Genomic DNA, 21,578 nt, shown 5'->3' with positions numbered 1-21,578 from the left:
CGCGCCCCGCCGATTGAGTAGCACGGCGCAGCCGCGCCCCGCCGATTGAGTAGCACGGCGCATGCGCGCCCCGCCGACTGAGCACGGCACAGCCGCGCGTATCGAAATCCGCGCCCGCACCCGGTTTCGATACGCCGCTGCGCGGCTACTCAACCAGCGGCGGTGACGGCGGCGGCCTACTTGGCGTCTTGCTTCGGGAAGACGACCTTCTCGATGATGATGATGGCCGATGCCGCGATCGGGATGGCGACGAGGGCACCGAGCACTCCCGCGATGGTCCCGCCAGCGACCGCCCCGATCACTACAACAGCGCCTGGCACAGAGACCGCACGGTTCATGATGCGCGGGCTCAGGAAGTATGCCTCCACCTGCATGTAGATCAGGTAGTAGATGGCGGCGACCAGCGCGGTGAGCGGAGAGGCCAGAAAGCAGACCAGCACGATGATGGCCGAGCCGGTCACCGTGCCGACGAGCGGAATCAGTGAGAGCAGGAAGGCGATGAACGCCAGCAGCACCGGCAGCGGAGCCCCGATGATCGTCAGGAAGATGAAGCTCAGGATGCCGTTGACCAGCGCCAGCGCGATCTGACCCACCACATACCGCCCCACCGCCTGGGTGATCTGCTCGGTGATGTCGGCGAAGCTGGCACGCTTGGTGGCCGGAACGAAGCGGTACGTCACACGCTTCATCGAGCGCAGCGACGCGAGGAAGTACAGCGTCAGAATGAGCACGATGACCGTGCCGGTGATGCCGCTGGCCACACCGGCCCCGACCGCCAGCAGGCCGCCGCCGAACGTCAGGATCTTGTCGGGGCTGATGAAGCTCTGGATGTTCGAGATCACGTCGTCGAGGTTGACCACCCCCGAGAGCTGCGTCTCGAGGTTCTTCACCCAGTCGGCGTTCTGCAAGTTCGTGATGTAGGTCGGAAAGTTGTTGATGAGGTTGCTCGTCTGCGTGACGATGATCGGGATGATCGTGAGCAGCAGCCCCGCGAGAACCAGCACCACGACGCCGAACACGATGGTGATCGCCAGCGGACGCGGCATCTTGCGGGCGAGCCTCGAGACCAACGGATCGAGCCCCAGGGCGATGAACAGCGCCACCCCCACATAGATGAGCACCGTGCCGAGCTGGGTGACCAGCCCGCCGATGACGAGGGCGACGAGCACGCCCAGACCGCCGAGCAACCCGATCTTGAACGCGTTGATCTGGGCGAACGTCTCAGAACCCTGCGTCACGGTCTGGATCTCGGGCGAGACCTTGGCCTGCGGCGTGACGGCAGTCTTCGACGAATCGTGGGTGCGGCGTATCCTCATGCTCTGACTGTATTGCCAATGCGACCGCCGTGCGGGCAAGCGGCGCACCGATTGACACGAGCCGCGAAATATGGCTGGTGCGTCAGTACAGCAGCATCGTGAGACGGCGGCGGGCCGCGGTCACACGGGGATCATCGACGCCGACGACCTCGAACAGTTCGAGCATCCGTTCGCGCAGCCGGTCTTTGGTCGGCTGGTCGGCCTTCGGAAAGAGAGTGAGGATGCGGTCGAACGCGTCGTCGACGTGACCCCCCGAGACGTCGAGGTCGGCGACGGCGAGCTGGGCATCCACATCGGCGGGGTCGGCCGCGGCTGCCGCACGGATCTCGTCGAGCGACGTGCCGTCGAGACGGTTGAGCAGCTTGACCTGGGCGAGACCGGCTGCCGCGAGAGCGTCACGCGGGTTCTGCACGATGGCCTTCTCGTATTCGGCGATCGCGGTTTTGTAGTCGCCCTGCGAGATGGCGTCGAACGCCTCGGCGTGATGCGGCGGCAGGGGCTCTTCGACCGATTCTGCGGCCTCAGCGCCCTCGCCTTCGGCAGCGGCCCCGGTGCGGCCGTCGAGCGGAACCGCCCGCCCGGTGACACCGTTCTGCGCAGCGAGCTGAACAACCTGCTCGAGTACGTCGCGGATGCTCTGCTCGGGCTGCGCGCCCTCGAACAGCGACACGGGCCGGCCACCGATGATCGCGGCGACCGTCGGAAGCGTCTGCGCCTGGAAGGCGGCCGTGAGCTGAGGGTTGGCGTCGGTCTCGACACGGACGAGCACGAACTGCCCGGCGTACTCGAGGATGAGCTTCTGCATCAGCGGCGCGAGCACACGCGAACCGTCTGACCACGACGCCCACAGCTCCACGATCACCGGTACGGCATTCGAGAGGTCGAGAATCTGCGAGAAGGTGGCATCGGTGCCGTCGAGCAGCAGGCTCGGCACCTGCACGCCCGCGCCCGGCGCTCCGCCGGCACCCGGGGCGACCCCGGGAGCGCCCGGCGCACCCGCGCCCGCGCCGGGGGCACCAGAGGGTGCGGCGGCACGGTTGACGAGCGACGAGAGGTCGACGGCGCCTCTCAGGCTGGCAGCGGAGGGGGGGACATTACTCATGGCAGCTCCTTGGCAGACAGCAGGCCCTGGGCAAACCCGAGGAGTTGAACCTTCGAGGTCGATCCCGACGCCGGCACGTAGAACAACAATTGATAATCGTAGATCGCTTCGGTGCCCTTCGACGTCTCGGTGACGCCCGACGCGGCCTTCACCGCGCCTGTCGGGCTCACCGTCGCGCCGGCCTCGACCGGCTTCACCGTCACCGACTCGCGGATGTTCGCCGCGACGATCGCGCCCGACTGGTTCGTGGCGAGGGCCACGGTCTGGCCGGGGGCCGCAACCTTCGCGAAGTCGATGCTGGCCGTGTTGGGCAGGTTCGCCTTCGTGGTGGCCTTGTAGTCGGCGCCGACGCTCGTTCGCAGCGTGTCGCCGGTGGCGTCGAAGCTGTTGAACGAGGGGCTCTGGTCGCCGATGGCGAGGATGTCGGCGTACCCGGCGACCACGTCGTCGGGCGTCATCGACAGCAGCTTGGTGTCGTTGTCGAGGCGCGAGGTGCCCACCGTGGCCGGCGCGACCGGCGGCAGCGTGGTCGAGGGCTCGAGCGGAATCGCGTAGTAGACCTTGTACTGGCTGCGCGGGGTGTCTTGCGTCATCATCAGCGACAGCGGCGCCACCGTCGGGTCGGCCGGGTTCTCGGCGATGGCGAACACGGTGCGCGGCCACGTGTCGGAGGCCTGCGGCAGCACCACCGAGGCGGGTCCGGTGGGAATCGCGGGCTGGGCCGGGTAATCGGCGTCGGCCGCACGAATCGTGTACGTCTCGGTGCGCAGGTCGAGCGCGGGTCCCGTCATGCGGGCGGCGAGCGCCGTCGCGTCTGATGCGGCGTCGGCCGCCGTCGTGACCTCAGACACCTTGCCGAGGATCGTGTTGAGCTGCGCCTCCGACACGACGGGCGCGGGGCCCTGGTCGGGCGTCGGCACGGGCGTCGGGGAGTCGGTGTCGACCGGGGTCGGCGTGCCGGTGTCGGTCGTCGTACCGGTGTCGCTCGTCGAGACCGGCGCGGGGGTGGCCGTGTCGGCGAACGCTGCGGGCAGCGTCTGGGTCGAGCATCCACTCAGCACCAGCGCGCTCAGGATGCTCGCGGGCACCAGCACCGCCACCGACTTCGTGATCGAGCGTCGGCCGCGCCGCACGCCCGACTCGACGCCGTTCGTGCGCGACGACGAGAACCGCTTGCCCTTCGGCAGCGCGGGCTGCTTGCGCCTCGGACCCTGCGACTTCTTCATGTGCCGCAGCCCGAGCAGCAGCAGGATGAGACCCGCGACGAGGAAGATCGCCCCGGTGAGCAGGAACGGAACCGCCAAGGGCGTGCTGTCGTCGAGCGGCCACGAGATGCTCACCGTCGTGGGAGCGGGGGCGGTGCCGTCGTCGGCGACGATCAGCGAGTAGCCGGCAGGCAGGTTGAACGTGCGCATCATCGACGTGTCGGTGGTGTACTGCTCGAGCCAGAGGTCAGACCCGGCGGGATCGGCAGACCCGCTCGCCACGTTGGCGGCGCCGTCGGGGTCGGCGGCCACGGTGGTCGAGACGAGCGCGGGCTTGTCGCCCGGCGTCACCGTGAGGTCGGCGTAGCTCGAACCGCTCAGCCAGGCCTTCACGTCGTCGGTGCGGCCGTAGGCGGCAAACACCTTGGGGCTGCCGCTGAAGGTGACGGTCTGGTCACCCGACTCGGCGAGCAGCGTGTCGCTCGAGATGAACAGGTAGGGCGAACCGCTGTCTTGGGTCGTCTGCACGCTCACCGACGAGGGTGGCAGGAAGACGGTGCGCTGGGCGATGCCGATGCCGATGAACGCCAGCGCGATGACGAAGGCGATGATGGCAAGAATGAAACGCACGAATGAACTCTCCAGACAAAGACATTAAAAGATAGCCGATCCTCCTTGTGAATGCTCCCAGACTTCTGGGTTGTCGTGTGCAGGGGCTAGATTTGCAGGGCAACAACACAAGGAGTGACGGTGAAGATCCAGAACGCTTTCACCCTCGGGCTGGTGGGCACGCTGGGGGTGGGCCTCGGCATCGTGATCCTGATGGCCATCGGCAACCTGGCCACCGTTCTCACCTACATCGGCATCGCGATCTTCCTGGCGCTAGGGCTCGACCCGCTGGTCTCGTGGCTCGAGAAGCGGCACGTCAGGCGGCCGCTCGCCATTCTCATCGTCATCATCGGGGTGGCCGGCGTCATCACCGGACTGGTGTTCGCCGTGCTGCCGATCATCATCGACCAGCTCACCCAGCTGTTCGGCCAGGTACCCCTGCTGCTGCGCGGGTTCCAGTCGTCGACGTGGGCGTCAGACCTCAGCGAGCGCCTCGGCGGGTTCATCGACGTTCAGGCGGTCGTCGACGCCGTCACGAAGTACCTGCAAGACCCCGGTAACGTCACCGCCATCGCCGGCGGTGCGCTCGCGGTCGGCATCGGCATCGCGAACGGAATCTTCGGGGTGGTCGTGGTGATCATCCTGACCCTGTTCTTCACGGCGAACATCAGCATGATGAAGCGCACGGTGTACCTGCTTGTGCCGGCCTCCAAGCGCGAACGGTTCGCCGATCTCGGAGAGCAGGTCACCGACGCGGTCGGCCGGTACGTGATCGGTCAGGTGACGCTGGGGCTGTGCAACGGCGTGCTGAGCTTCATCTTCTTGACGATCATCCAGGCGCCCTATGCCGCGGTGTTGGCGTTCATCGCCGGGCTGCTGTCGCTCATCCCCCTGGTCGGAACCATCTCGGGTTCGGTCATCATCGTGGCGGTGTGCCTCATTCCGAGCATCGGCTCGCCGCTGACCGCCCTGGTCGCCGCCATCTACTACCTGGTCTACATGCAGGTCGAGGCCTACTTCCTGAGCCCGAACATCATGCGCCGAGCGGTGTCGGTGCCCGGGTCGGTGGTCGTGATCGCGGCGCTGGCGGGGGCGTCTCTGCTGGGAGTGCTGGGGGCGCTGATTGCGATTCCCATTGCCGCGTCGATCATTCTGGTCGTGAAGCAGGTCGTGATTCCGATTCAGAACGAGCGCTGAGCGGCCTCGCCGGTCGAGCAGCGCCGCGGCCTGCCGGTCGAGCAGCGCCGCAGCCGCCGGTCGAGTCGCCGGTCGAGCAGCGCCGCAGCCGCCGGTTGAGTAGCTGTGCGGAGCGCAGCGTATCGAAACCCCGCCGACCCGGTTTCGATACGACCGCTTCGCGGTCCACTCAACCAGCGAGCTCGTAGGTTTCGATACGACCGCTTCACGGTCTACTCAACCAGCGAGCTCGTAGCGGTCTACTCAACCGGCGACCTCGTAGGTCTCGGGCAGGGGCGCCGCGGCCGGGTTCACGTGCGAGACGATCTCGTTCAGCACCCGCCTGGTCTGCGCCTCCCCCACCCAGAGGTGCCGGCCGCCTGCGATCTCGACCAGGTCGATGTTCGGCACCGAGGAGAACCGCTCGCGCGCCTCGTCGGGCCGCAGGAAGTCGTCGAACTCGGGGATCAGCGCCACCAGCGGAACACTGTTGGTCGCCCACGCCGCGACCTCGGCCTCGGTGGCGCGGTGCAGCGGCGGCGAGAGCAGAATCGCGCCGTCGATGTCGTGCGCGAGCCCGTACTTCAGCGCCAGTTCGGTGCCGAACGACCAGCCCACCAGCCACGGGTGCGGCAGCGAGTGCTCGGCGACGAACCGCATGGCCGCGTCGAGGTCGAGGCGCTCGTCGGTGCCGTCGTCGAACGCGCCCTCGCTGGTGCCCCGCGGCGACGAGGTGCCCCGGGTGTTGAAGCGCAGCACGGCGAGGTCGGCCAGCGCCGGCAGCCGTGCGGCGGCCTTGCGCAAGACATGCGAATCCATGAATCCGCCGGCCGTGGGCAACGGATGCAGGGTGACCAGCGTCGCGACCGGCGGCCTGCCGACCGGCATCGCCAGTTCGCCCACCAGGGTGAGCCCGTCGGCGGTGTGCAGCTCGATGTCGGAGCGCACCGCCGGCAGCTCGACCCCGCTTCTGACCTCGATGGTGTGGGTCAACCGATCCTCCAGCAGTGGGTGTGCCAATGTCGGCGGGCCGCCAGGTCGGCGGCATCGCCCAGAACGCCGTCTGACCGCCACGCCACGAGGTGAGCCGTTCCGGGCGCGATCACCTGCAGGCAGCCGGGGCACATGTACTCCTTGGTGGCCTGAACCGCGGCGATCGGCTGAACGTTCCAGTCGCCCGTTCGGCGGTGCTCCACCGTGCGCCAGCCCGTCAGTAGGCGCTCGATGTTCTCGTTCTCGTCGTCGTCGGCGCCGAACGAGCCCTGCGCCGCGCCACACCTGTTGCGGGGGCGGTTGCTGCGGGGCATGCCTTCCATCCTACGGTCGGTGGCGGCAGGGCGAGCCGTGCCCGATCAGTCTTCGAGACCCTCGTTCTGCACCAGTCGCGACTCCTCGAGGTCGAGCATCTCGTGGGCGCGGGTGAGCACGTGCGAGCTGAACGACTCGCGCTCCCGGGCGTCGAGCAGGGTCTCGCGTTCGACCCGCAGCACCTCGAGCCGCAGCTCACGATACTGCTGGTTCGGCGCCGGCGCGGTCGTGCTCGCGTCGGCGGTCTGGGCGAGTTCCCACGCCGACTGGCTGCGCAGCAGCGCGTCACGCCGAACCCGCTCGACGACGCCCGGGTCGGGCACGACACCGTCGGCGAGCACGAGCGAGGGGTTGTCGAGCATCCCCCGCCCCGCCTCCTGCAGCTCGTCGATCAGCTCGGCGAACTCCTCACGCTCCTCGGCCGGGTCGGCGAGCCGGATGCCCGAGAACCGAATCACGAAGGGCAGCGTCGTACCCTGCACCACGAGCGTCACGATCGCCACGGTGAACGCGATGAGAATGAGCTGGGGGCGGTAGGGCGTGTTCTCGGGCAACGACTGCGCGGCCGCCAGCGTCACGACGCCGCGCATGCCCGCCCACGAGAGCACGACGCCCCCCGCGGCTCCCGCCGGGGCGTCGGCCGGCGCGTTCGCTCGCGTCACGCCGGGCGGCGCCGCCCGGCGCCAGTACCGCCACGCCATGAACACGGCGGGCGGCATCACGAACGCGAAGCGCAGGATGATCAGCAGCGCGGTCGCGAGCAACCCGAACAGAATCGACTGCGGCACACTCAGGTCGTGGTCGACCACCTGCTCGAGCAGCCCCTTGAGCTGCAGCCCCATGATCAAGAACACCGCGTTCTCGAGCAGGAACTGCAGCGTTCGCCAGGTCAGCCGCTCGCTGATGCGCGAGGGGGCGGTGAAGTACTTCGCCCCGAAGTGGCCGGTCAGCAGCCCCGCGGCGACCACGCTCAGCACGCCGGAGGCACCGATCGCCTCGGCCGGAACGTAGGCGAGAAAGGGCACCGCGAACGAGATGGCCGTGGTGAGCACCGGGTCGCGCAGCTTCGACCGCACGAACACCGTCACCACGCCCACGATGCCGCCCACCACCGCGGCCACGACCACCGAGTAGACGAAGGCGCCGCCCACCTGCCACACGCTCACGACCCCGGCGGTCGCGCCGATCGCCGAGCGCAGCAGAACGAGGGCCGACGCGTCGTTCACCAGGCTCTCGCCCTCGATGACGGCCGTCAGGCGGTGCGGCAGCCCCAGGCGTTTGGCGATCGAGGCGGCCGACACCGCGTCGGTGGGGCTGATGACGGCGCCGAGGGCGATGGCCGAGGCGAAGCTCAGCTGCGGGAAGAGCACGAAGAGCAGCACACCGGTGCCGAAGGCGCTGACGAACACGAGGGCGACAGAGAGGCCGGTGATGCTGACGATGTTCTTTCGGAAGTCGGCGAGCGGCAGGTTGATCGCCGAGCCGTAGAGCAGGGGCGGCAGCACCACCGCCAGAATCAGCGCCGACGGTACGACGACGGGCTGCACGCCCGGAATGATCGAGATGCCGACCCCGATGAGCACGAGGATGATCGGGGCGGCGATCTTCAACCGCGGCGCGAACGCCGAGACCCCCACGATGACGATGACGCCGATGACGGCGACGACTTCATTGCGCACAGACGCTCCCGCGGGCATCCATCGGTGTGGTGGTTACTGCACCGAGAGCATGACGTCGACCACGGCGTCGAGCACCATGTCGACCTGTGCCTCGTTGTAGCCGCCGAGCTTCGGCCTGAAGACGGCGCCGCGCACGTCGTCGACGGTGAGCGCCGCGCCAGTGCGGAAGTAGCTGATGATCACGTCGCAGAAGTCGTCGACGTCGCCGCGGTCGTAGCCGCCCGACAGCAGCCCGACGCGCTTGAACCGGTGGCCGGGGCTGCGCTCGAGGCGCGCGACGATCTCGCGGGCGCGGTCACGGCTGAGCGTGAACCACTTCTCTTCGCCGAGATCGTTCTTCGCGCGCGACCGTTCGCGGGCCGAGAAGGCGTCTTCGAGGCGTTCGAGCGCGGCGTCGACGTGGGTGGTCGAGTAGCCGCCCTTCTGCAGCGAGAACGAGGCCCGACGGATGCTGCGCGAATCGATCTCGGGCGCCCCCGTCGCGCTCGCAGGGTCGTTCTGCGCCTCGTAGGCTGCGCGGGCGTCGCTCAGGAACTTCTCGACCTCGTCGACGTTGTAGCCCATGGACGACTTGCGACTGACCGGAAACGTTTGGCTCACGCACCCATTGTGCCAGTTGAGCCTGTCAGTGGAAGACGATGAACAGCACGTACGCCGCGGCCGCCGAGGGCAGCATCGAGTCGAGCCGGTCGAGGAAGCCGCCGTGGCCGGGCAGCCAGGTGCTCATGTCTTTGATGCCCATGTCGCGCTTGAGCAGCGACTCGGCCAGGTCGCCGAACGTCGCCGTCGCCGTGATGACGGCGCCCAGAATGAGACCGAACCACCAGGGCTGGCCGAGCAGCAGCACACCCAGCAGCACCGACGCGATGAGGGCGAGACCCGCCGCGCCGGCGAAGCCCTCCCACGTCTTTTTGGGGCTGATGCGCGGTGCCATCGGGTGTTTTCCGAAGTTCAGGCCGGTGACGTAGGCGCCGGTGTCGACGCAGATCACCACGATCATGAACGACAGCACCCACCACCGGCCGTCGGGCTGGGCGACGAGCAGAATCGAGATACTGCCGAGGAAGACCACGTAGGCCTGCACCAGGAAGCCGGCGGCGAGGTCACGCCAGAGCTTCTGCGGCGTCGCCCGGTACTTCGGTAGCGCCAGCTCGACGAGCCGCCACAGCAGCACGAGCACGCTGCCGGCGAGCAAAATGAGCCACTGCCCCTGCTGCCCCCAGAAGAACGCGGCCACCGACACCGCCGCGGCCGAGAGCACGGTGGGGATGAGCGGAACGTGCCGGCCCGACTTTCCGAGCGCGCCCACCAGCTCGGCCGAGGTGATGCACACCAGCACCCCGACGAACAGAAAGAACACCACGTTGAAGAAGAGCAGGCTGATCAGCATGATCAGGCCGAGGCCCAGGCCGATCGAGATGGCGCTGACGAGGTTGCGGCCGGTTCGGGCCGTGATCTTGTCGTTGACCTCTTCGAACTGTTCGCGGCGTGCGCGAACGCGCTCCTCGAGCTCGGCGCGCGAGATGCCCTGCGGCGCCCGCTTCGTCTTGGCGGGCTTCACGCCCTCGGCCGACCCCTGCGGATCGGCCCCTGGGGTCGCCGCCGTCGAATCGGCCGAACCCGGCTCGTTGGTCACCGTGCGCCTAGATTTCCAGCAGTTCAGTCTCTTTGCGCTTCAGGGCGTCGTCGATGGCGTCGACGGTGGCCTTCGTTGCCGCCTCGAGCTCCTTCTCGGCACGGGCCACCTCGTCGTCTCCGACCTCGCTCTTCAGGGCATCCAGATCGTCTTTGGCTTTGCGGCGGATGTTGCGCACCGAGACCTTGCCGTCTTCGGCCTTGCCCTTCACCAGCTTGACGAACTCCTTGCGGCGCTCCTCGGTGAGGTCGGGCAGGGTGACGCGGATGATGTTGCCGTCGTTGGTCGGGTTCGCACCCAGGTTCGGCATGTCGCGGAGCGCCTGTTCGATGTCACGCAACGCGCCCTTGTCGTAGGGGGTGACGATGATGGTGCGCGCCTCGGGGTTCTGCAGCGAGGCGAGCTGCGCGAGCGGCGTCGGCGAACCGTAGTAGTCGACGAGCACCTTCTGGAAGAGCGCGGGGTTCGCCCGCCCGGTGCGCACCGTCGAGAAATCTTCTTTGGTGTTCTCGAGCGCCTTCTTCATTCGGTCGGCTGCGTCGGTCAGTACATCGGCAATCACGGTAGAACTCCCTTACTTCAAGACCCAAGTTTAGAGGGCAACGCGAACCTCGCGCGTCGCCCGGCAGACGCGCGAGCCGCTCACTCGTGCGAGGTGTGCACCAGCGTTCCGATCTCCTCACCGAGAATGGCGCGGGTGACGTTGCCTGTCGGCTCCATTCCGAAGACGACCATGGGCATGCGATTGTCCATGCAGAGGCTGAAAGCGGTCGAGTCGACCACCTTCAGTTCGCGCTGCAGAGCGTCGATGTAGGTGAGACGGTCGATCTTCTTCGCGTCGGGGTTCGTGCGCGGGTCGGAGTCGTAGACGCCGTCGACGCCGTTCTTCGCCACCAGCACCACGTCGGCGCCGATCTCGAGTGCGCGCTGGGCAGCCACGGTGTCGGTCGAGAAGTACGGCAGGCCGGCTCCGGCGCCGAAGATGACGACGCGCCCCTTCTCGAGGTGCCGCTCGGCACGGCGCGGGATGTACGGCTCGGCCACCTGCGTCATCGAGATCGCCGACTGCACCCGCGTCTCAGCCCCCGCCTGCTCGAGGAAGTCCTGCAGCGCGAGAGCGTTCATCACCGTGCCGAGCATGCCCATGTAGTCGGCCCGGCCGCGGTCCATGCCGCGCTGCGACAGCTCTGCGCCTCGAAAGAAGTTGCCGCCGCCGACCACGACCGCGATCTCGACGCTCTTGGCGGCTTCGGCGATCTCACGCGCCAGCTCGCCCACCACATCGGGGTTGACTCCGAGCGAACCGCCGCCGAATGCCTCACCCGAGAGCTTCAGCAGAACCCTGCGCTTCTTCGGCGTCTGGAGTGTTTCGTCTGGCATGGAGGTGGATCCCTTCGTTGCTTCGTTGTTCAGGCTACCGGTTTTGCACCGGGTGCCCGGGCACGAAAAAGGGGCAGCTCGCGCTGCCCCTTGCCCGGCCTGGTTTCGATACGGCCTGCAGCCTACTCAACCAGCGAACACCCGCCGCTGGTTGAGTAGGCCCGAAGGGCCGTATCGAAACCCAGCGAACGCCCGCCGGTTGAGTAGGCCCGAAGGGCCGTATCGAATCCCCACGAACGCCCGCCGGTTGAGTAGGCCCGAAGGGCCGTATCGAAACCCCACGAACCCTCTACGGCTACGCGCCGACCTTGAACCGGGCGAAGCCGGTGATGGTCAGGCCCGCGTCGGCCACGACCTTGCCGACAGACAGCTTGTTGTCTTTCGCGTAGTCCTGGTCGAGCAGGGCGACCTGCTTGAAGTAGCCGGTCAGGCGACCCTCGATGATCTTGGGCAGCGCCGCGGCGGGCTTACCCTCGTTCTCGGCGATCTCGGTGACGATCTTGCGCTCAGCCTCGACGGCGTCGGCGGGAACATCCTCGCGGCTCAGGTACTCGGGGTTCGCGAACGAGATGTGCTGCGCGATGCTGCGAGCGGTGTCGGCGTCAGAGCCGATGTAGCCGACGATCACGCCGACCTGCGGGGGCAGGTCTTTGCTCGTGCGGTGCAGGTAGATCGCGAAGTGCTCGCCACCCACCTGGGCGACGCGGCGCAGCTCGAGCTTTTCGCCCAGAATCGCGGCCTCGTCGGTGATGACCTCGGCGACGGTCTGGTGCGGGCCGCACGCGGCGCCGAGCGCCTCGGCGACGGTCGACGCGTTCGCTGCGATCGTGGCATCCAGAACCTTCTCGCTCAGGTCGATGAACTTCTGGTTCTTCGCGACGAAGTCGGTCTCGCAGGCGAGCTCGATCAGAGTGGCACTGGTGCCGCTCTCCTTCGCGGCGACGAGACCCTCGCTGGTGGCGCGGCCCTCACGCTTGGCGACACCCTTCTGGCCTTTGAGGCGCAGAATCTCGATGGCCTTGTCGATGTCGCCATCGGCCTCGACCAGAGCGTTCTTGCTGTCGACCATTCCGGCACCGAGGCGGTCGCGGAGGATCTTTACGTCGGCAACGTTGAAATTTGCCATGTGCTTCTTTACTCCTAGCTAAACGGCTGTGCCCGAGTCACCCCGGGCACAGCGTATTTCTTTGATCTGGAAATTATTCGGAGAGGGTCTCGCCACGCGACGGGGCGACGGGGTGCGCCACCGGGTCGCCGATGTTCTTGCCGATGAGCTGCGCGTCAGCGTCGTTCTCCTCGGTGTTGGGCTCCTCTGCCAGCTCGGCGACGTCGGCGTCGATGACCGCAGCAGCAGCCTCGGCGTTCTCGACGACCTCTTCGGCGACACCCTCGGTTGCGAGGGTCTCGGCGACGGCGGTCTCGGTCGCAGCCAGCTCGACGGTGCTCGCCTCGAGCAGCTCGCGCTCCCACTCGGCCAGCGGCTCGACGGCCGAGACGTTGCCGGCCTCTTCGGGCTTCTGGTGACGCTGGATCAGGCCCTCAGCGGCGGCGTCCGCGATGATGCGGGTGAGCAGGCCCACCGAGCGGATCGCGTCGTCGTTGCCCGGAATCGGGTACTGAACCTCGTCCGGGTCGCAGTTCGTGTCGAGGATGCCGATGACGGGGATGCCGAGCTTGCGCGCCTCGTCGATGGCGAGGTGCTCCTTCTTGGTGTCGACCACCCAGAGGGCGCTGGGCGTCTTCGTCAGGTTGCGGATACCGCCGAGGCTCTTGTGCAGCTTGTCGAGCTCGCGCTTCTTGATGAGCAGCTCTTTCTTCGTGAAACCGCTCTTCGCGGTGTCTTCGAAGTCGAGCTCTTCGAGCTCCTTCATGCGGGCGAGGCGCTTCGACACCGTCTGGAAGTTGGTGAGCAGGCCACCGAGCCAGCGCTGGTTGACGTAGGGCTGGCCGACGCGGGTCGCCTGCTCGGCGATCGAGCCCTGGGCCTGCTTCTTGGTGCCGACGAAGAGAACGGTGCCGCCGTGCGCGACGGTCTCCTTGACGTAGTCGTAGGTCTTGTCGATGTACGTCAGCGACTGCTGAAGATCGATGATGTGGCTGCCCGAGCGCTCGGTCAGAATGAAGCGCTTCATCTTCGGGTTCCAGCGACGGGTCTGGTGCCCGAAGTGAACGCCGCTGTCGAGCAGCTGGCGAATGGTGACGACGGCCATGAGCCGTTCTCCTGTTCTCGGGCCGCGGCGCACGGATGCACGGCGAAACCCATATCGGTTGCTAGCGACGACCGGATGATCGTCTCTCCTGGTGCCCGGCACAAACCCGCCGCAGATCGCACGTCTTTCGACGCAGATTCGCAGACCGAGTAGGTTTGGCGGCCGAATGGCACGCGTAGTCACCGCGACAAGCACGGCGCGTCTACCAGAGTAGCACTTCTGAGCAGGTTCTACGCCGGGGCGTCGGCCTTCAGGGCTGCAGCCGCCTTAGCGGCACGGCCGCCGCGATCGACCTTCAGATCATCCATGCTCTCGAGCGAGCGCCCCTTCGTCTCCGGAACGGCGAAGAAGACGAACACGAACGAGATTAGGGCGAAGAACGCGTACATGCCGTAGGTGAACGAGAGCGAGAACGCCGACAGCGCCGGGAACGTCTCGGTGATGGCGAAGTTGGTGAGCCACTGCGCCGCCGCCGCGATGCCGAGCGCCTTGCCACGGATGCGGTTCGGGAAGATCTCGCCGAGCAGCACCCAGACGAGCGGGCCCCAGGTGGCACCGAAGCAGATGACGAACACGTTGGCTGCCACGAGGGCCACAGGGCCCCACACACCGGGCAGCGACGGGTTGCCGTCGACCGTGACCGACTGCGCGAAGGCGAGCGCCATGACGCCCAGCGACACGAACATGCCGATCGACCCGCTCAGCAGCAGGGGCCGTCGGCCGGCCTTGTCGACGGTGAAGATGGCGACGAAGGTGACGGCCACGTTCACCACCGAGGTGACCACCGAGATCGTCAGAGACGTGCCCGGGTTGCTGGTGTCGAAGCCGACCGAACTCCAGAGCGAAGTCGAGTAGTAGAAGATCACGTTGATGCCGACCAGCTGCTGGAACATCGACAGCAGAATTCCGACCCAGACGACAGGCAGCAGGCCGAACATCTTGCCCCGCAGCGACGCGGTTCGAGCGTTCTCCTTGTCTTCCTTCAGGGTTCGCTCGATCTCAGCGAGGGCGTCGTCGACCTGGCTCTTCGGCATGACGCTGGCGAGAACGTCGCGCGCGTCGTCCTGCTTTCCCTTGCCCGCCAGATACCGTGGCGACTCCGGTAGACGCCAGGCGAGCAGGCCGTAGACGATAGCCGGGATGGCGCACATCACGAACATCCACCGCCAGGCATCCGCACCGAACCACAGCGGGCTGTTCGCGTCGCCGGCGGCGTTCGCCAGGATCGCGTCAGAGAGCAGGGCGGCGAAGATACCGAGCGTGATGGCGAGCTGCTGCAGCGAGGCGAGGCTGCCGCGCACGGCCTTCGGCGCGATCTCGGCGATGTAGGCCGGCGCGATGACGGATGCGATGCCGATGCCGAGGCCGCCGAGTACGCGCCACAACACCAAGTCCCACACGGCGAAGGCGAACGCCGAACCGATGGAGCTGACAAGGAAGAGGGCGGCACCGATGAGCATCACCGGAATGCGGCCCATGCGGTCGGCCAGACGGCCGGCGAAGTAGGCGCCGATCGCGCAGCCGAGCAGGGCCGAGGCGACCACGAAACCGCTCAGCAGCGGAACCCCGCCGAGGTCGAAGTCGCTCTTGATGGCGTCGACGGCGCCGTTGATGACCGATGAGTCGAAACCGAACAGAAACCCGCCGAGGGCGGCCGCCACAGAGAGCCCGATCACCTTGCGGTTGAGCTTCTTCTGCAGATCTTTCTCTGAAACGCCAGACCCCGTTGTGCTAGCCGTGCCAGACATTGAAACCCCTTTGAACAGTGTGCCCGCGCGTCGTGCCGCGGTGTGAACTTCTGCTACCTGCGTGGGTCGAAAGCTGTTTGCAAGTTGTCTCCCTCACATTTCGATCTTGGCACGAAGTTGCACAGATGGCGCCAAACGTCTCGGGGGTTGCGATTTCGCCGGTGACGATGAAGCCATGCGAAATCGTCTGGTCGGAGTGGTTGTGGGGTTCGTGCGCGGCGCTTGCTCGGTGGGTGTCGTGGGTGTCGTGGCGCTGGGGCTCGTTGCGGGTGGCGGCGTGCCGGCGGGCGCGTGGACGTCGGCGGGTGGTGGGCTGCGCGGGGTCTGGCCCGTCGGGCCTCAGCATTCCGTCATCCGGCCGTTCGAGGCACCCGCATCCCCCTACGCGGCCGGTCACCGCGGCATCGACATCGCCGCCGACGTCGGCGCGCCCGTCGTCGCCACCGCCGCCGGAGTGGTCTCGTTCGCCGGCACCGTGGTCGACCGGCCCCTGGTGTCGATCGAGCATCCGGGTGGGTACGTCAGCACCGTCGAGCCCGTGCAACCCACCGTCGCGGCCGGCGACACCGTCGCGGCCGGGCAGCAGATTGGCGTCGTCACGGGGTGGACGCACTGCCCCCAGTCGTGCCTTCACCTCGGCGTACGGCTGAACGGCGCCTACGTCTCGCCGCTGCTGCTGCTCGCGCGGGTGCCCCGCGCCATCCTGCTGCCCGACGCCGCGGCGGGCCTGCCGCCCGGTGCCGCGTCGCTGCTACCGTCGAGACCCGCGGCGCAGCTGCTGCGCGACACCGCGGCGGGGCAGCCTCCAGCTGCGGTGTCAGGCGCGGGGGTGGGCCGAGAGGTAGGTCTGGCGCAGCCGTTCCGTCGTGACGTGTGTGTAGATCTGGGTCGTGCCGAGGCTGGCGTGGCCGAGCATCTCCTGCACCGCACGCAGGTCGGCTCCCCCGTCGAGCAGGTGCGTTGCCGCGGTGTGCCGGAAGGCGTGCGGGCCTTCTGGTCCCGCCCCCGGAACCTGCTGCAGCAGCCGTGACACCACCGCGTACACAGCCCGCGTTCCGAGCCGGGCGCCGCGGGTGTTGAGAAAGAGCGCCGGCACGCTGACCCCCGAGTACAGCAGGGGGCGGCCGCTCGCCAGGTAGCGCCCGAGGGCGGCATTGGCCGGCGCGCCGAACGGCACCACACGCTGCTTCGACCCCTTGCCCGTCACGAGCACCGTGCGGCGCGAGCGGTCGAGGTCGTCGATGTCGATGCCCACCAGCTCCGACACGCGCAGCGCCGACGCATACAGCAGCTCGACGATGGCCGAGTCACGCAGTGCGATCGGGTCATCGTGCGCCGCTCGCTCGGCGAGCGTGCCGAAGATGGTCTCCATCGCCGACGCACTCATCACGCGCGGAAGCGACCGGTCGGGCTTCGGCGCCCGCAACCGCACGGCAGAGTCCGCCTCCTGCTGGTGCGTGCGTGTCAGCCATGCCGAGAAGCTCTTCACTGTCGCCGACCGCCGCGCCAGCGTCGCCTTCGACAGCCCACGGTTCGACGCATCCCACAGCCAGTCCCGCAGCAGCTCCAGCGTCAGCTCCACTCCCCCGGCGGCCCCACCCGCGCCGGCCACCTCCGCCGACCGCTCGGCCTCAGCCACCCCCGCAGCCACCGCAGAGGATGCCGTACCCCGTGAAGTCTGGGGAGGCCGAGCGGCAGAGGTCTTCGAAGCCTGCGCCGCCGCGAACGACCGGAGCGCAGCCAGGTCTGACGCATACGACCGCACCGTGTTCGGCGAGTACCCGCGCTCGAGCGTCAGGTAGGCCACGAACTCGTCGATGCTTGGCGCCAGGTCCATCCCTCAAGAATGCCCCACCCACCTCGAACGGGCGCGCGCCCGCGCCGGTGGGCCTTGTCAGGTAGCGGGCGGCGACTGGCGCGAGAAGGCGTCGCGCTGGCCCTCGGGCGACAGCGCCTCGACCCGCTCGACGAAGTCGGCCGGAAATTCGCTCACGGCCTCGAAGTCGCCGATCGGCAGCACCGAGTGAACGACCTGGTCGTCGTAGACGTGCACGAGGTTGATCGACCGTCCGCCCGCGACCCCGCAGAGCACCCTCCGCGGTGCGGCGATGTTCATCGTGTAGCAGGTCGCCGCGGCAACGGAGATCGGAATGCCGGCGAACAACGAGTGCGTCGAGTAGTGCAGGTGCCCACCGAGAATGCCGCGAACATCCGTGCCCCGGATCACGTCGGCGAACAGCTGCTGTTCCTGCAGCTCGAGAATCGGCATGAGCGGCAGCGTGGTCGGAATCGGCGGATGGTGCAGCGCAATGATCGTGCCGCCCGGTGCCGGCACCGCCAGCTGCTCCCCCAGCCAGCCGAGCTGCGCCGCCGTCAGCTCGCCGTGGTGGAACCCCGGCACCGAGGTGTCGAGAGCGATCAGCCGCAGCCCGTCGAGGTCGAACACCCGATCGACGGGCTCTTCGCTGGCCGCCTCATCGAGCAGGTCGGTGCGCAGGCGGCCGCGCAGGTCGTGGTTTCCCATCACCCACACGAGCTGCGCCCCCAGCCGCTCGGCAGCGGGTTCGACGATCGACCGGATGCGCCGGTAGGCGTCTTCTTCGCCCAGATCGGCGATGTCACCCGTGAACACCAGCGCGTCGAACCGGATGCCCGAGCCCTCCAGCTGGCGCAGAATCTGCCGCAGGGTCGCATCGGTGTCGACAGCCCCGTAGAGCTTCGCCTCCCCGGCCAGGAAATGGGTGTCGCTGATGTGGGCGATGACGTGGGACGGAGTGCTCGAGGTCATGCTTCCATCTTCGTCCACCCGCGCTCCGTCTCCGTCGCACCGCGATTCAGAGCCAGCACTCCCAGCAGCGCCCGCGTGCTGTCGACCCCCAGCCCGGCCCGTCGGGCGATGTCGCTCGGGCTCCGCGGCGCCCGCACGCTCATCGCATCGAGCACGCGCACCTCCTCGGCCGACCGGCCCGCGGCTCGACCTCCCCGCCTGCGATTGTCGGCCCCACCATTGGCCGCGGCACCAGCACCTGCCGCAGCTCCAGCTCCAGCTCCAGCTCCAGCTCCAGTCTCGGTCGCGGATATTCGGTGTGTCCCACCGTCGCCGAAGGGGGCGAGCATCGTCAGAATGTCGTCGGTGCTCGTGACGCATTCCGCGTCGTACTCCCGGAGCAGGCGGTGACAGCCCGCCGACGAAACCGAGGTGACCGGGCCGGGAACCGCTCCGAGCGGCCGGCCGATCGACGCCGCGTGCCCGGCCGTGTTGAGGGAACCGCTGCGGCTGCCCGCCTCCACCACGACCGTCGCCTGCGAGACGGCCGCGATGAGCCTGTTGCGCTGCAGGAACCGCCACTTCGTCGGCGGCGACCCACAGGGCAGCTCGGAGATGATCAACCCCTCGCGCGCGATGCGCGTCAGCAGGCCATCGTGTCCGCTCGGATAGAACCGGTCGACGCCCCCAGCCAGGAACGCTGCAGTGAGGCCCGAGCTGGCGAGTGCGGCTCGATGCGCCATGCCGTCGATGCCGTAGGCCGCTCCCGACACGATTGCGACTGCCCGATCGCTCAGCCCAGCCGACAGTTCCATCGCGACATGCTCGCCATACCCCGTCGCAGCACGTGCGCCGACGAGCGCGACGGACTGCGTGAGCCTTCCCAGCCTCCCGCGGTCGCCGCGCACCCACAACGCGAGGGGCTCGTGCTCGCCGAGGTCGGCCAGCGGCGCGGGCCAGTCGTCGTCGCCGGGCACCACCAACTGGGCCCCGCACCGGGCCGCGAGCCGCAGCGACATCAGTGCCGCGCTCGAGGTCAGTCGGGGCATCCACCGTTCGAGCGCCTGGGCGACGGCGTCGGGCGGCACCTCCTCGACCCCGGCCGCGGCGAGCGCCGCCACGACCCGGTCGCGGTCGTGCCGTTCGACCAGCGCCGTCAGCGCAGCCGTCGCCCCGAGGGCCCGAACCACGATGCCGGCCACGACGTCGCCCGGCTCGGCAACCCCGCTCAACGTCGCTCGAGCGAACCGCTCTGCGATCGCATCGAGCTCACCCCGCCGCGCGCCAGCTGATCCGCCGCCGGCCGACAGGTCTCCGCCCGATTCGCTGTCGAGCGATCTGCCGCTGGCCGATGCGCCAGCGGCCGATCTGACACCGGCCGATTCGTTGTCGCGCGACTCGTCGGCGGGTGACCCATTGCCGGCCGCCGCCGCGCGGGCGGATGCTCGCGCGGAGGGCGGGCCACCCAGGGCCATCACCGCCTCGATCACCACGGACTCATCGAGAGAGAAGAGGGTCATGTCGACAACGACTTTCTGAGGTAGAGGGCGCGACCGATGTGCTCGAACCCGGGCTGTGACGCCTCGTCGAGGTCGGCGAGCGTCCAGGCGACGCGGAGGATGCGGTCGTAACCGCGCATGGTGATTCCGCCGCGCTCGAGGGCACGGTCGATGGCGGAGGTGGTCTCGTGGTCGAGGCGGAACGGGCCCGCCCTCAGCCACTCGCCCGAGACCTCGCTGTTGAGGTGCCAACCCGTACCCGAGAGGCGCGCGGCCATGCGCTGGCGGGCGGCCGTCACCCGCCGGCGCGCCTCCTCGGTGGTGAGCCGGGGCTCGGAGGCCGACACGCGCAGTTCGCCAGCGGTGATACGCCGCACCTGAACCTGAATGTCGATGCGATCGAGAAGCGGGCCCGAGAGCCGGGCGAGGTACCGGCGCCGGGTGTTCGGGCTGCAGACGCAGTTCGACTCGGCGGCCCCGTACTGTCCGCACGGGCAGGGGTTCGCGGCGAGCACGAGCTGGAACCTGCCGGGGAACTTCGCGACCGCATTGGCGCGATGGATGCTGATCACGCCCGATTCGAGCGGCTGCCGCAGGGCATCCAGAACGTTGGAGGCGAACTCGGGCGCCTCGTCGAGAAACAGCACGCCGTGACAGGCGCGCGCCGCAGCACCCGGGCGGATCTGCTTGGAGCCGCCGCCGATGAGGGAGGCGGCGGTGGCGGTGTGGTGCGGGCTCTCGAAGGGCGGCCGCGTTGCGAGGGCCCGCGGCACGCCGGCTCCGGCCAGGGATCGCACCGAGCTCACCTCGAGTGCCCGCTCGGTGTCGAGGTCGGGCAGCAGCCCCGCCAGGCGGGTGGCGAGCATCGTCTTGCCCGCGCCGGGCGGGCCGAGCATGAACATGTGGTGGCCTCCGGCGGCAGCCGCGACGAGCGCGAGAACGGCATCGGGGTTGCCGATGACGTCGGCGAGTTCTTCGACGCGGTCGACGTCGGCGACACTGTCGCTACCCTCGATGGTCTCGAGCTCGACGGGGTCGAAAGCGCCGCCGTGGAAGATCGCCGCGTCGCGCATCGAGACGACGGGAACGATGCGCACACCGGGCACCAGCTCGGCCTCGTGCCGGTTGCCGGCCGGCACCATGAAGGTGCGGAACCCGGCCCGAGCCGCGGCGGCGATCGCGGGCAGCACGCCGTTCATCGGCCGCAGGCGCCCGTCGAGGCTCAGCTCGCCGAGGTGCACGACGCTCTCGACCGAGGTCGCAGAGATGGTTCCGGCCGAGGCCAGAATCGCCATGGCGATGCCGAGGTCGAAGGTGGAGCCGTGCTTGGGCAGGGCGGCCGGCGAGAGGTTCACGGTGATCTTGCTCACCGGCAGGGGGCAGCCCGAGTTGGCGGCCGCCGAGCGCACCCGATCCCGGGAGTCTGAGAGGGCGGTGTCGGGCAGGCCGATGATCATCAGGGTCGGCAGGCCGTTGCCCATGTCGCTCTCGACCTCGACCATCGAGCCGGTCATGCCGAGCAGAGCGACCGAGTACGTGCGCGCCACCATCAGAACACCCCCTCGAGGTGCTCGATGCTGGCGACCCGGCCCGGCGGCGCGACCACACCGATGAGGTCGATGCGGATTCGCCGCGGGCGCCCGCCCTCGTCGCACGCCTCGCACCAGGCAGCGCTCAGGCGTTTGAGGCGGGCGAGCTTGGCGACCGTGATCGCCTCGAACGGATGCCCGTACCGCAGCCCCGAGCGCGTCTTCACCTCGACGAACGCCGTGACACCACCGCGCTCGGCGATCACGTCGATCTCACCCTGGGCGCACCGCCAGTTGCGCCCGACGACCGCGTACCCGCCCTGCGAGAGATAGTCGCAGGCCAGTTGTTCGCCGCGCCTGCCGAGCTCGTCTTTTGCTTTCATTTCTGCCTCCGCCAGCAAGACTGGCGAAGCA

19 protein-coding genes and 1 pseudogene are annotated in these 21,578 nt (G+C 68.4%); 2 read left to right on the top strand and 18 right to left on the bottom strand.

Annotation, left to right across the window (positions count from 1 at the left end):
* Positions 1-176: 176 nt before the first annotated feature.
* The 3 genes from V3W46_RS16350 to V3W46_RS16340 all read right to left on the bottom strand — a co-directional run bounded on the left by V3W46_RS16350 (position 177) and on the right by V3W46_RS16340 (position 4,253).
* Positions 177-1,316 carry an AI-2E family transporter gene (locus V3W46_RS16350; protein ID WP_331784203.1) on the bottom strand — a complete coding sequence of 380 codons (1,140 nt, stop codon included), beginning with the start codon at positions 1,314-1,316 and terminating at the stop codon, positions 177-179.
* An 82-nt stretch (positions 1,317-1,398) separates the two neighbouring features.
* Entirely contained in the window at positions 1,399-2,418 is a 1,020-nt protein-coding gene (locus tag V3W46_RS16345) for a tetratricopeptide repeat protein (RefSeq protein ID WP_331784202.1), read from the bottom strand.
* A complete protein-coding gene (locus V3W46_RS16340) occupies positions 2,415-4,253 on the bottom strand; it encodes a hypothetical protein (RefSeq protein WP_331784201.1) in 1,839 nt (612 codons plus the stop codon). The genes V3W46_RS16345 and V3W46_RS16340 overlap by 4 nt, the downstream gene beginning before the upstream one ends.
* A gap of 120 nt (positions 4,254-4,373) precedes the next feature.
* On the opposite strand from V3W46_RS16340, the gene V3W46_RS16335 reads away from it, so the two are divergent.
* Complete coding sequence (locus tag V3W46_RS16335) at positions 4,374-5,429, top strand: AI-2E family transporter (RefSeq protein ID WP_331784200.1); 1,056 nt, start codon at positions 4,374-4,376, stop codon at positions 5,427-5,429.
* 243 nt (positions 5,430-5,672) lie between these two features.
* Here the strand turns inward: V3W46_RS16335 and V3W46_RS16330 are convergent, their stop codons facing one another.
* From V3W46_RS16330 to V3W46_RS16285, 10 genes are all read right to left on the bottom strand, one after another.
* Positions 5,673-6,389: an alpha/beta hydrolase gene (locus V3W46_RS16330; RefSeq protein WP_331784205.1), complete on the bottom strand. Its 717-nt coding sequence runs from the start codon at positions 6,387-6,389 to the stop codon at positions 5,673-5,675.
* A gap of 8 nt (positions 6,390-6,397) precedes the next feature.
* Positions 6,398-6,715 carry a hypothetical protein gene (locus tag V3W46_RS16325; protein ID WP_331784199.1) on the bottom strand — a complete coding sequence of 106 codons (318 nt, stop codon included), beginning with the start codon at positions 6,713-6,715 and terminating at the stop codon, positions 6,398-6,400.
* 45 nt (positions 6,716-6,760) lie between these two features.
* Positions 6,761-8,395 (bottom strand): cation:proton antiporter, encoded by a 1,635-nt coding sequence (locus V3W46_RS16320; RefSeq protein WP_331784198.1) that lies wholly within the window; start codon positions 8,393-8,395, stop codon positions 6,761-6,763.
* Between the two features lie 33 nt (positions 8,396-8,428).
* The gene (locus V3W46_RS16315) at positions 8,429-8,995 is read right to left on the bottom strand and encodes a DivIVA domain-containing protein (protein ID WP_331784197.1); all 567 of its coding nucleotides are present in this window, start codon (positions 8,993-8,995) and stop codon (positions 8,429-8,431) included.
* 25 nt (positions 8,996-9,020) lie between these two features.
* Positions 9,021-10,031 (bottom strand): phosphatidate cytidylyltransferase, encoded by a 1,011-nt coding sequence (locus V3W46_RS16310; protein ID WP_331784196.1) that lies wholly within the window; start codon positions 10,029-10,031, stop codon positions 9,021-9,023.
* Positions 10,032-10,038: 7 nt separating this feature from the next.
* Positions 10,039-10,593 (bottom strand): ribosome recycling factor, encoded by a 555-nt coding sequence (gene frr / locus V3W46_RS16305; protein ID WP_331784195.1) that lies wholly within the window; start codon positions 10,591-10,593, stop codon positions 10,039-10,041.
* Positions 10,594-10,673: 80 nt separating this feature from the next.
* Entirely contained in the window at positions 10,674-11,411 is a 738-nt protein-coding gene (gene pyrH / locus V3W46_RS16300) for a UMP kinase (RefSeq protein WP_331784194.1), read from the bottom strand.
* A gap of 295 nt (positions 11,412-11,706) precedes the next feature.
* Positions 11,707-12,537 carry a translation elongation factor Ts gene (tsf, locus tag V3W46_RS16295; protein WP_331784193.1) on the bottom strand — a complete coding sequence of 277 codons (831 nt, stop codon included), beginning with the start codon at positions 12,535-12,537 and terminating at the stop codon, positions 11,707-11,709.
* Between the two features lie 73 nt (positions 12,538-12,610).
* Positions 12,611-13,621 (bottom strand): 30S ribosomal protein S2, encoded by a 1,011-nt coding sequence (gene rpsB, locus V3W46_RS16290; protein ID WP_331784192.1) that lies wholly within the window; start codon positions 13,619-13,621, stop codon positions 12,611-12,613.
* Positions 13,622-13,851: 230 nt separating this feature from the next.
* A complete protein-coding gene (locus V3W46_RS16285; protein WP_331784191.1) occupies positions 13,852-15,369 on the bottom strand; it encodes a sugar porter family MFS transporter in 1,518 nt (505 codons plus the stop codon).
* Between the two features lie 175 nt (positions 15,370-15,544).
* On the opposite strand from V3W46_RS16285, the pseudogene V3W46_RS16280 reads away from it, so the two are divergent.
* A pseudogene (locus V3W46_RS16280) lies at positions 15,545-16,027 on the top strand (murein hydrolase activator EnvC family protein); the annotation flags it as partial.
* Positions 16,028-16,186: 159 nt separating this feature from the next.
* Here the strand turns inward: V3W46_RS16280 and V3W46_RS16275 are convergent.
* The 5 genes from V3W46_RS16275 to V3W46_RS16255 are packed head-to-tail and all read right to left on the bottom strand — an operon-like array spanning position 16,187 to position 21,547.
* On the bottom strand, positions 16,187-17,206 hold the full coding sequence (locus V3W46_RS16275; RefSeq protein ID WP_331784190.1) for a tyrosine recombinase XerC: 1,020 nt from the start codon (positions 17,204-17,206) through the stop codon (positions 16,187-16,189).
* A 57-nt stretch (positions 17,207-17,263) separates the two neighbouring features.
* Complete coding sequence (locus V3W46_RS16270; protein ID WP_331784189.1) at positions 17,264-18,157, bottom strand: phosphodiesterase; 894 nt, start codon at positions 18,155-18,157, stop codon at positions 17,264-17,266.
* Positions 18,154-19,656, bottom strand: coding sequence for a DNA-processing protein DprA (dprA, locus tag V3W46_RS16265; protein ID WP_331784188.1), 1,503 nt, complete (start codon positions 19,654-19,656; stop codon positions 18,154-18,156). Before dprA ends, V3W46_RS16270 begins: the two co-directional genes overlap by 4 nt.
* On the bottom strand, positions 19,653-21,188 hold the full coding sequence (locus tag V3W46_RS16260) for a YifB family Mg chelatase-like AAA ATPase (protein ID WP_331784204.1): 1,536 nt from the start codon (positions 21,186-21,188) through the stop codon (positions 19,653-19,655). Before V3W46_RS16260 ends, dprA begins: the two co-directional genes overlap by 4 nt.
* On the bottom strand, positions 21,185-21,547 hold the full coding sequence (locus V3W46_RS16255) for a YraN family protein (RefSeq protein WP_331784187.1): 363 nt from the start codon (positions 21,545-21,547) through the stop codon (positions 21,185-21,187). Before V3W46_RS16255 ends, V3W46_RS16260 begins: the two co-directional genes overlap by 4 nt.
* Positions 21,548-21,578 lie beyond the last annotated feature (31 nt).

This window comes from Subtercola sp. YIM 133946, assembly GCF_036553535.1.
Taxonomy (GTDB): domain Bacteria; phylum Actinomycetota; class Actinomycetes; order Actinomycetales; family Microbacteriaceae; genus Subtercola.
This window is presented reverse-complemented; position numbering and strand designations above follow the sequence as displayed.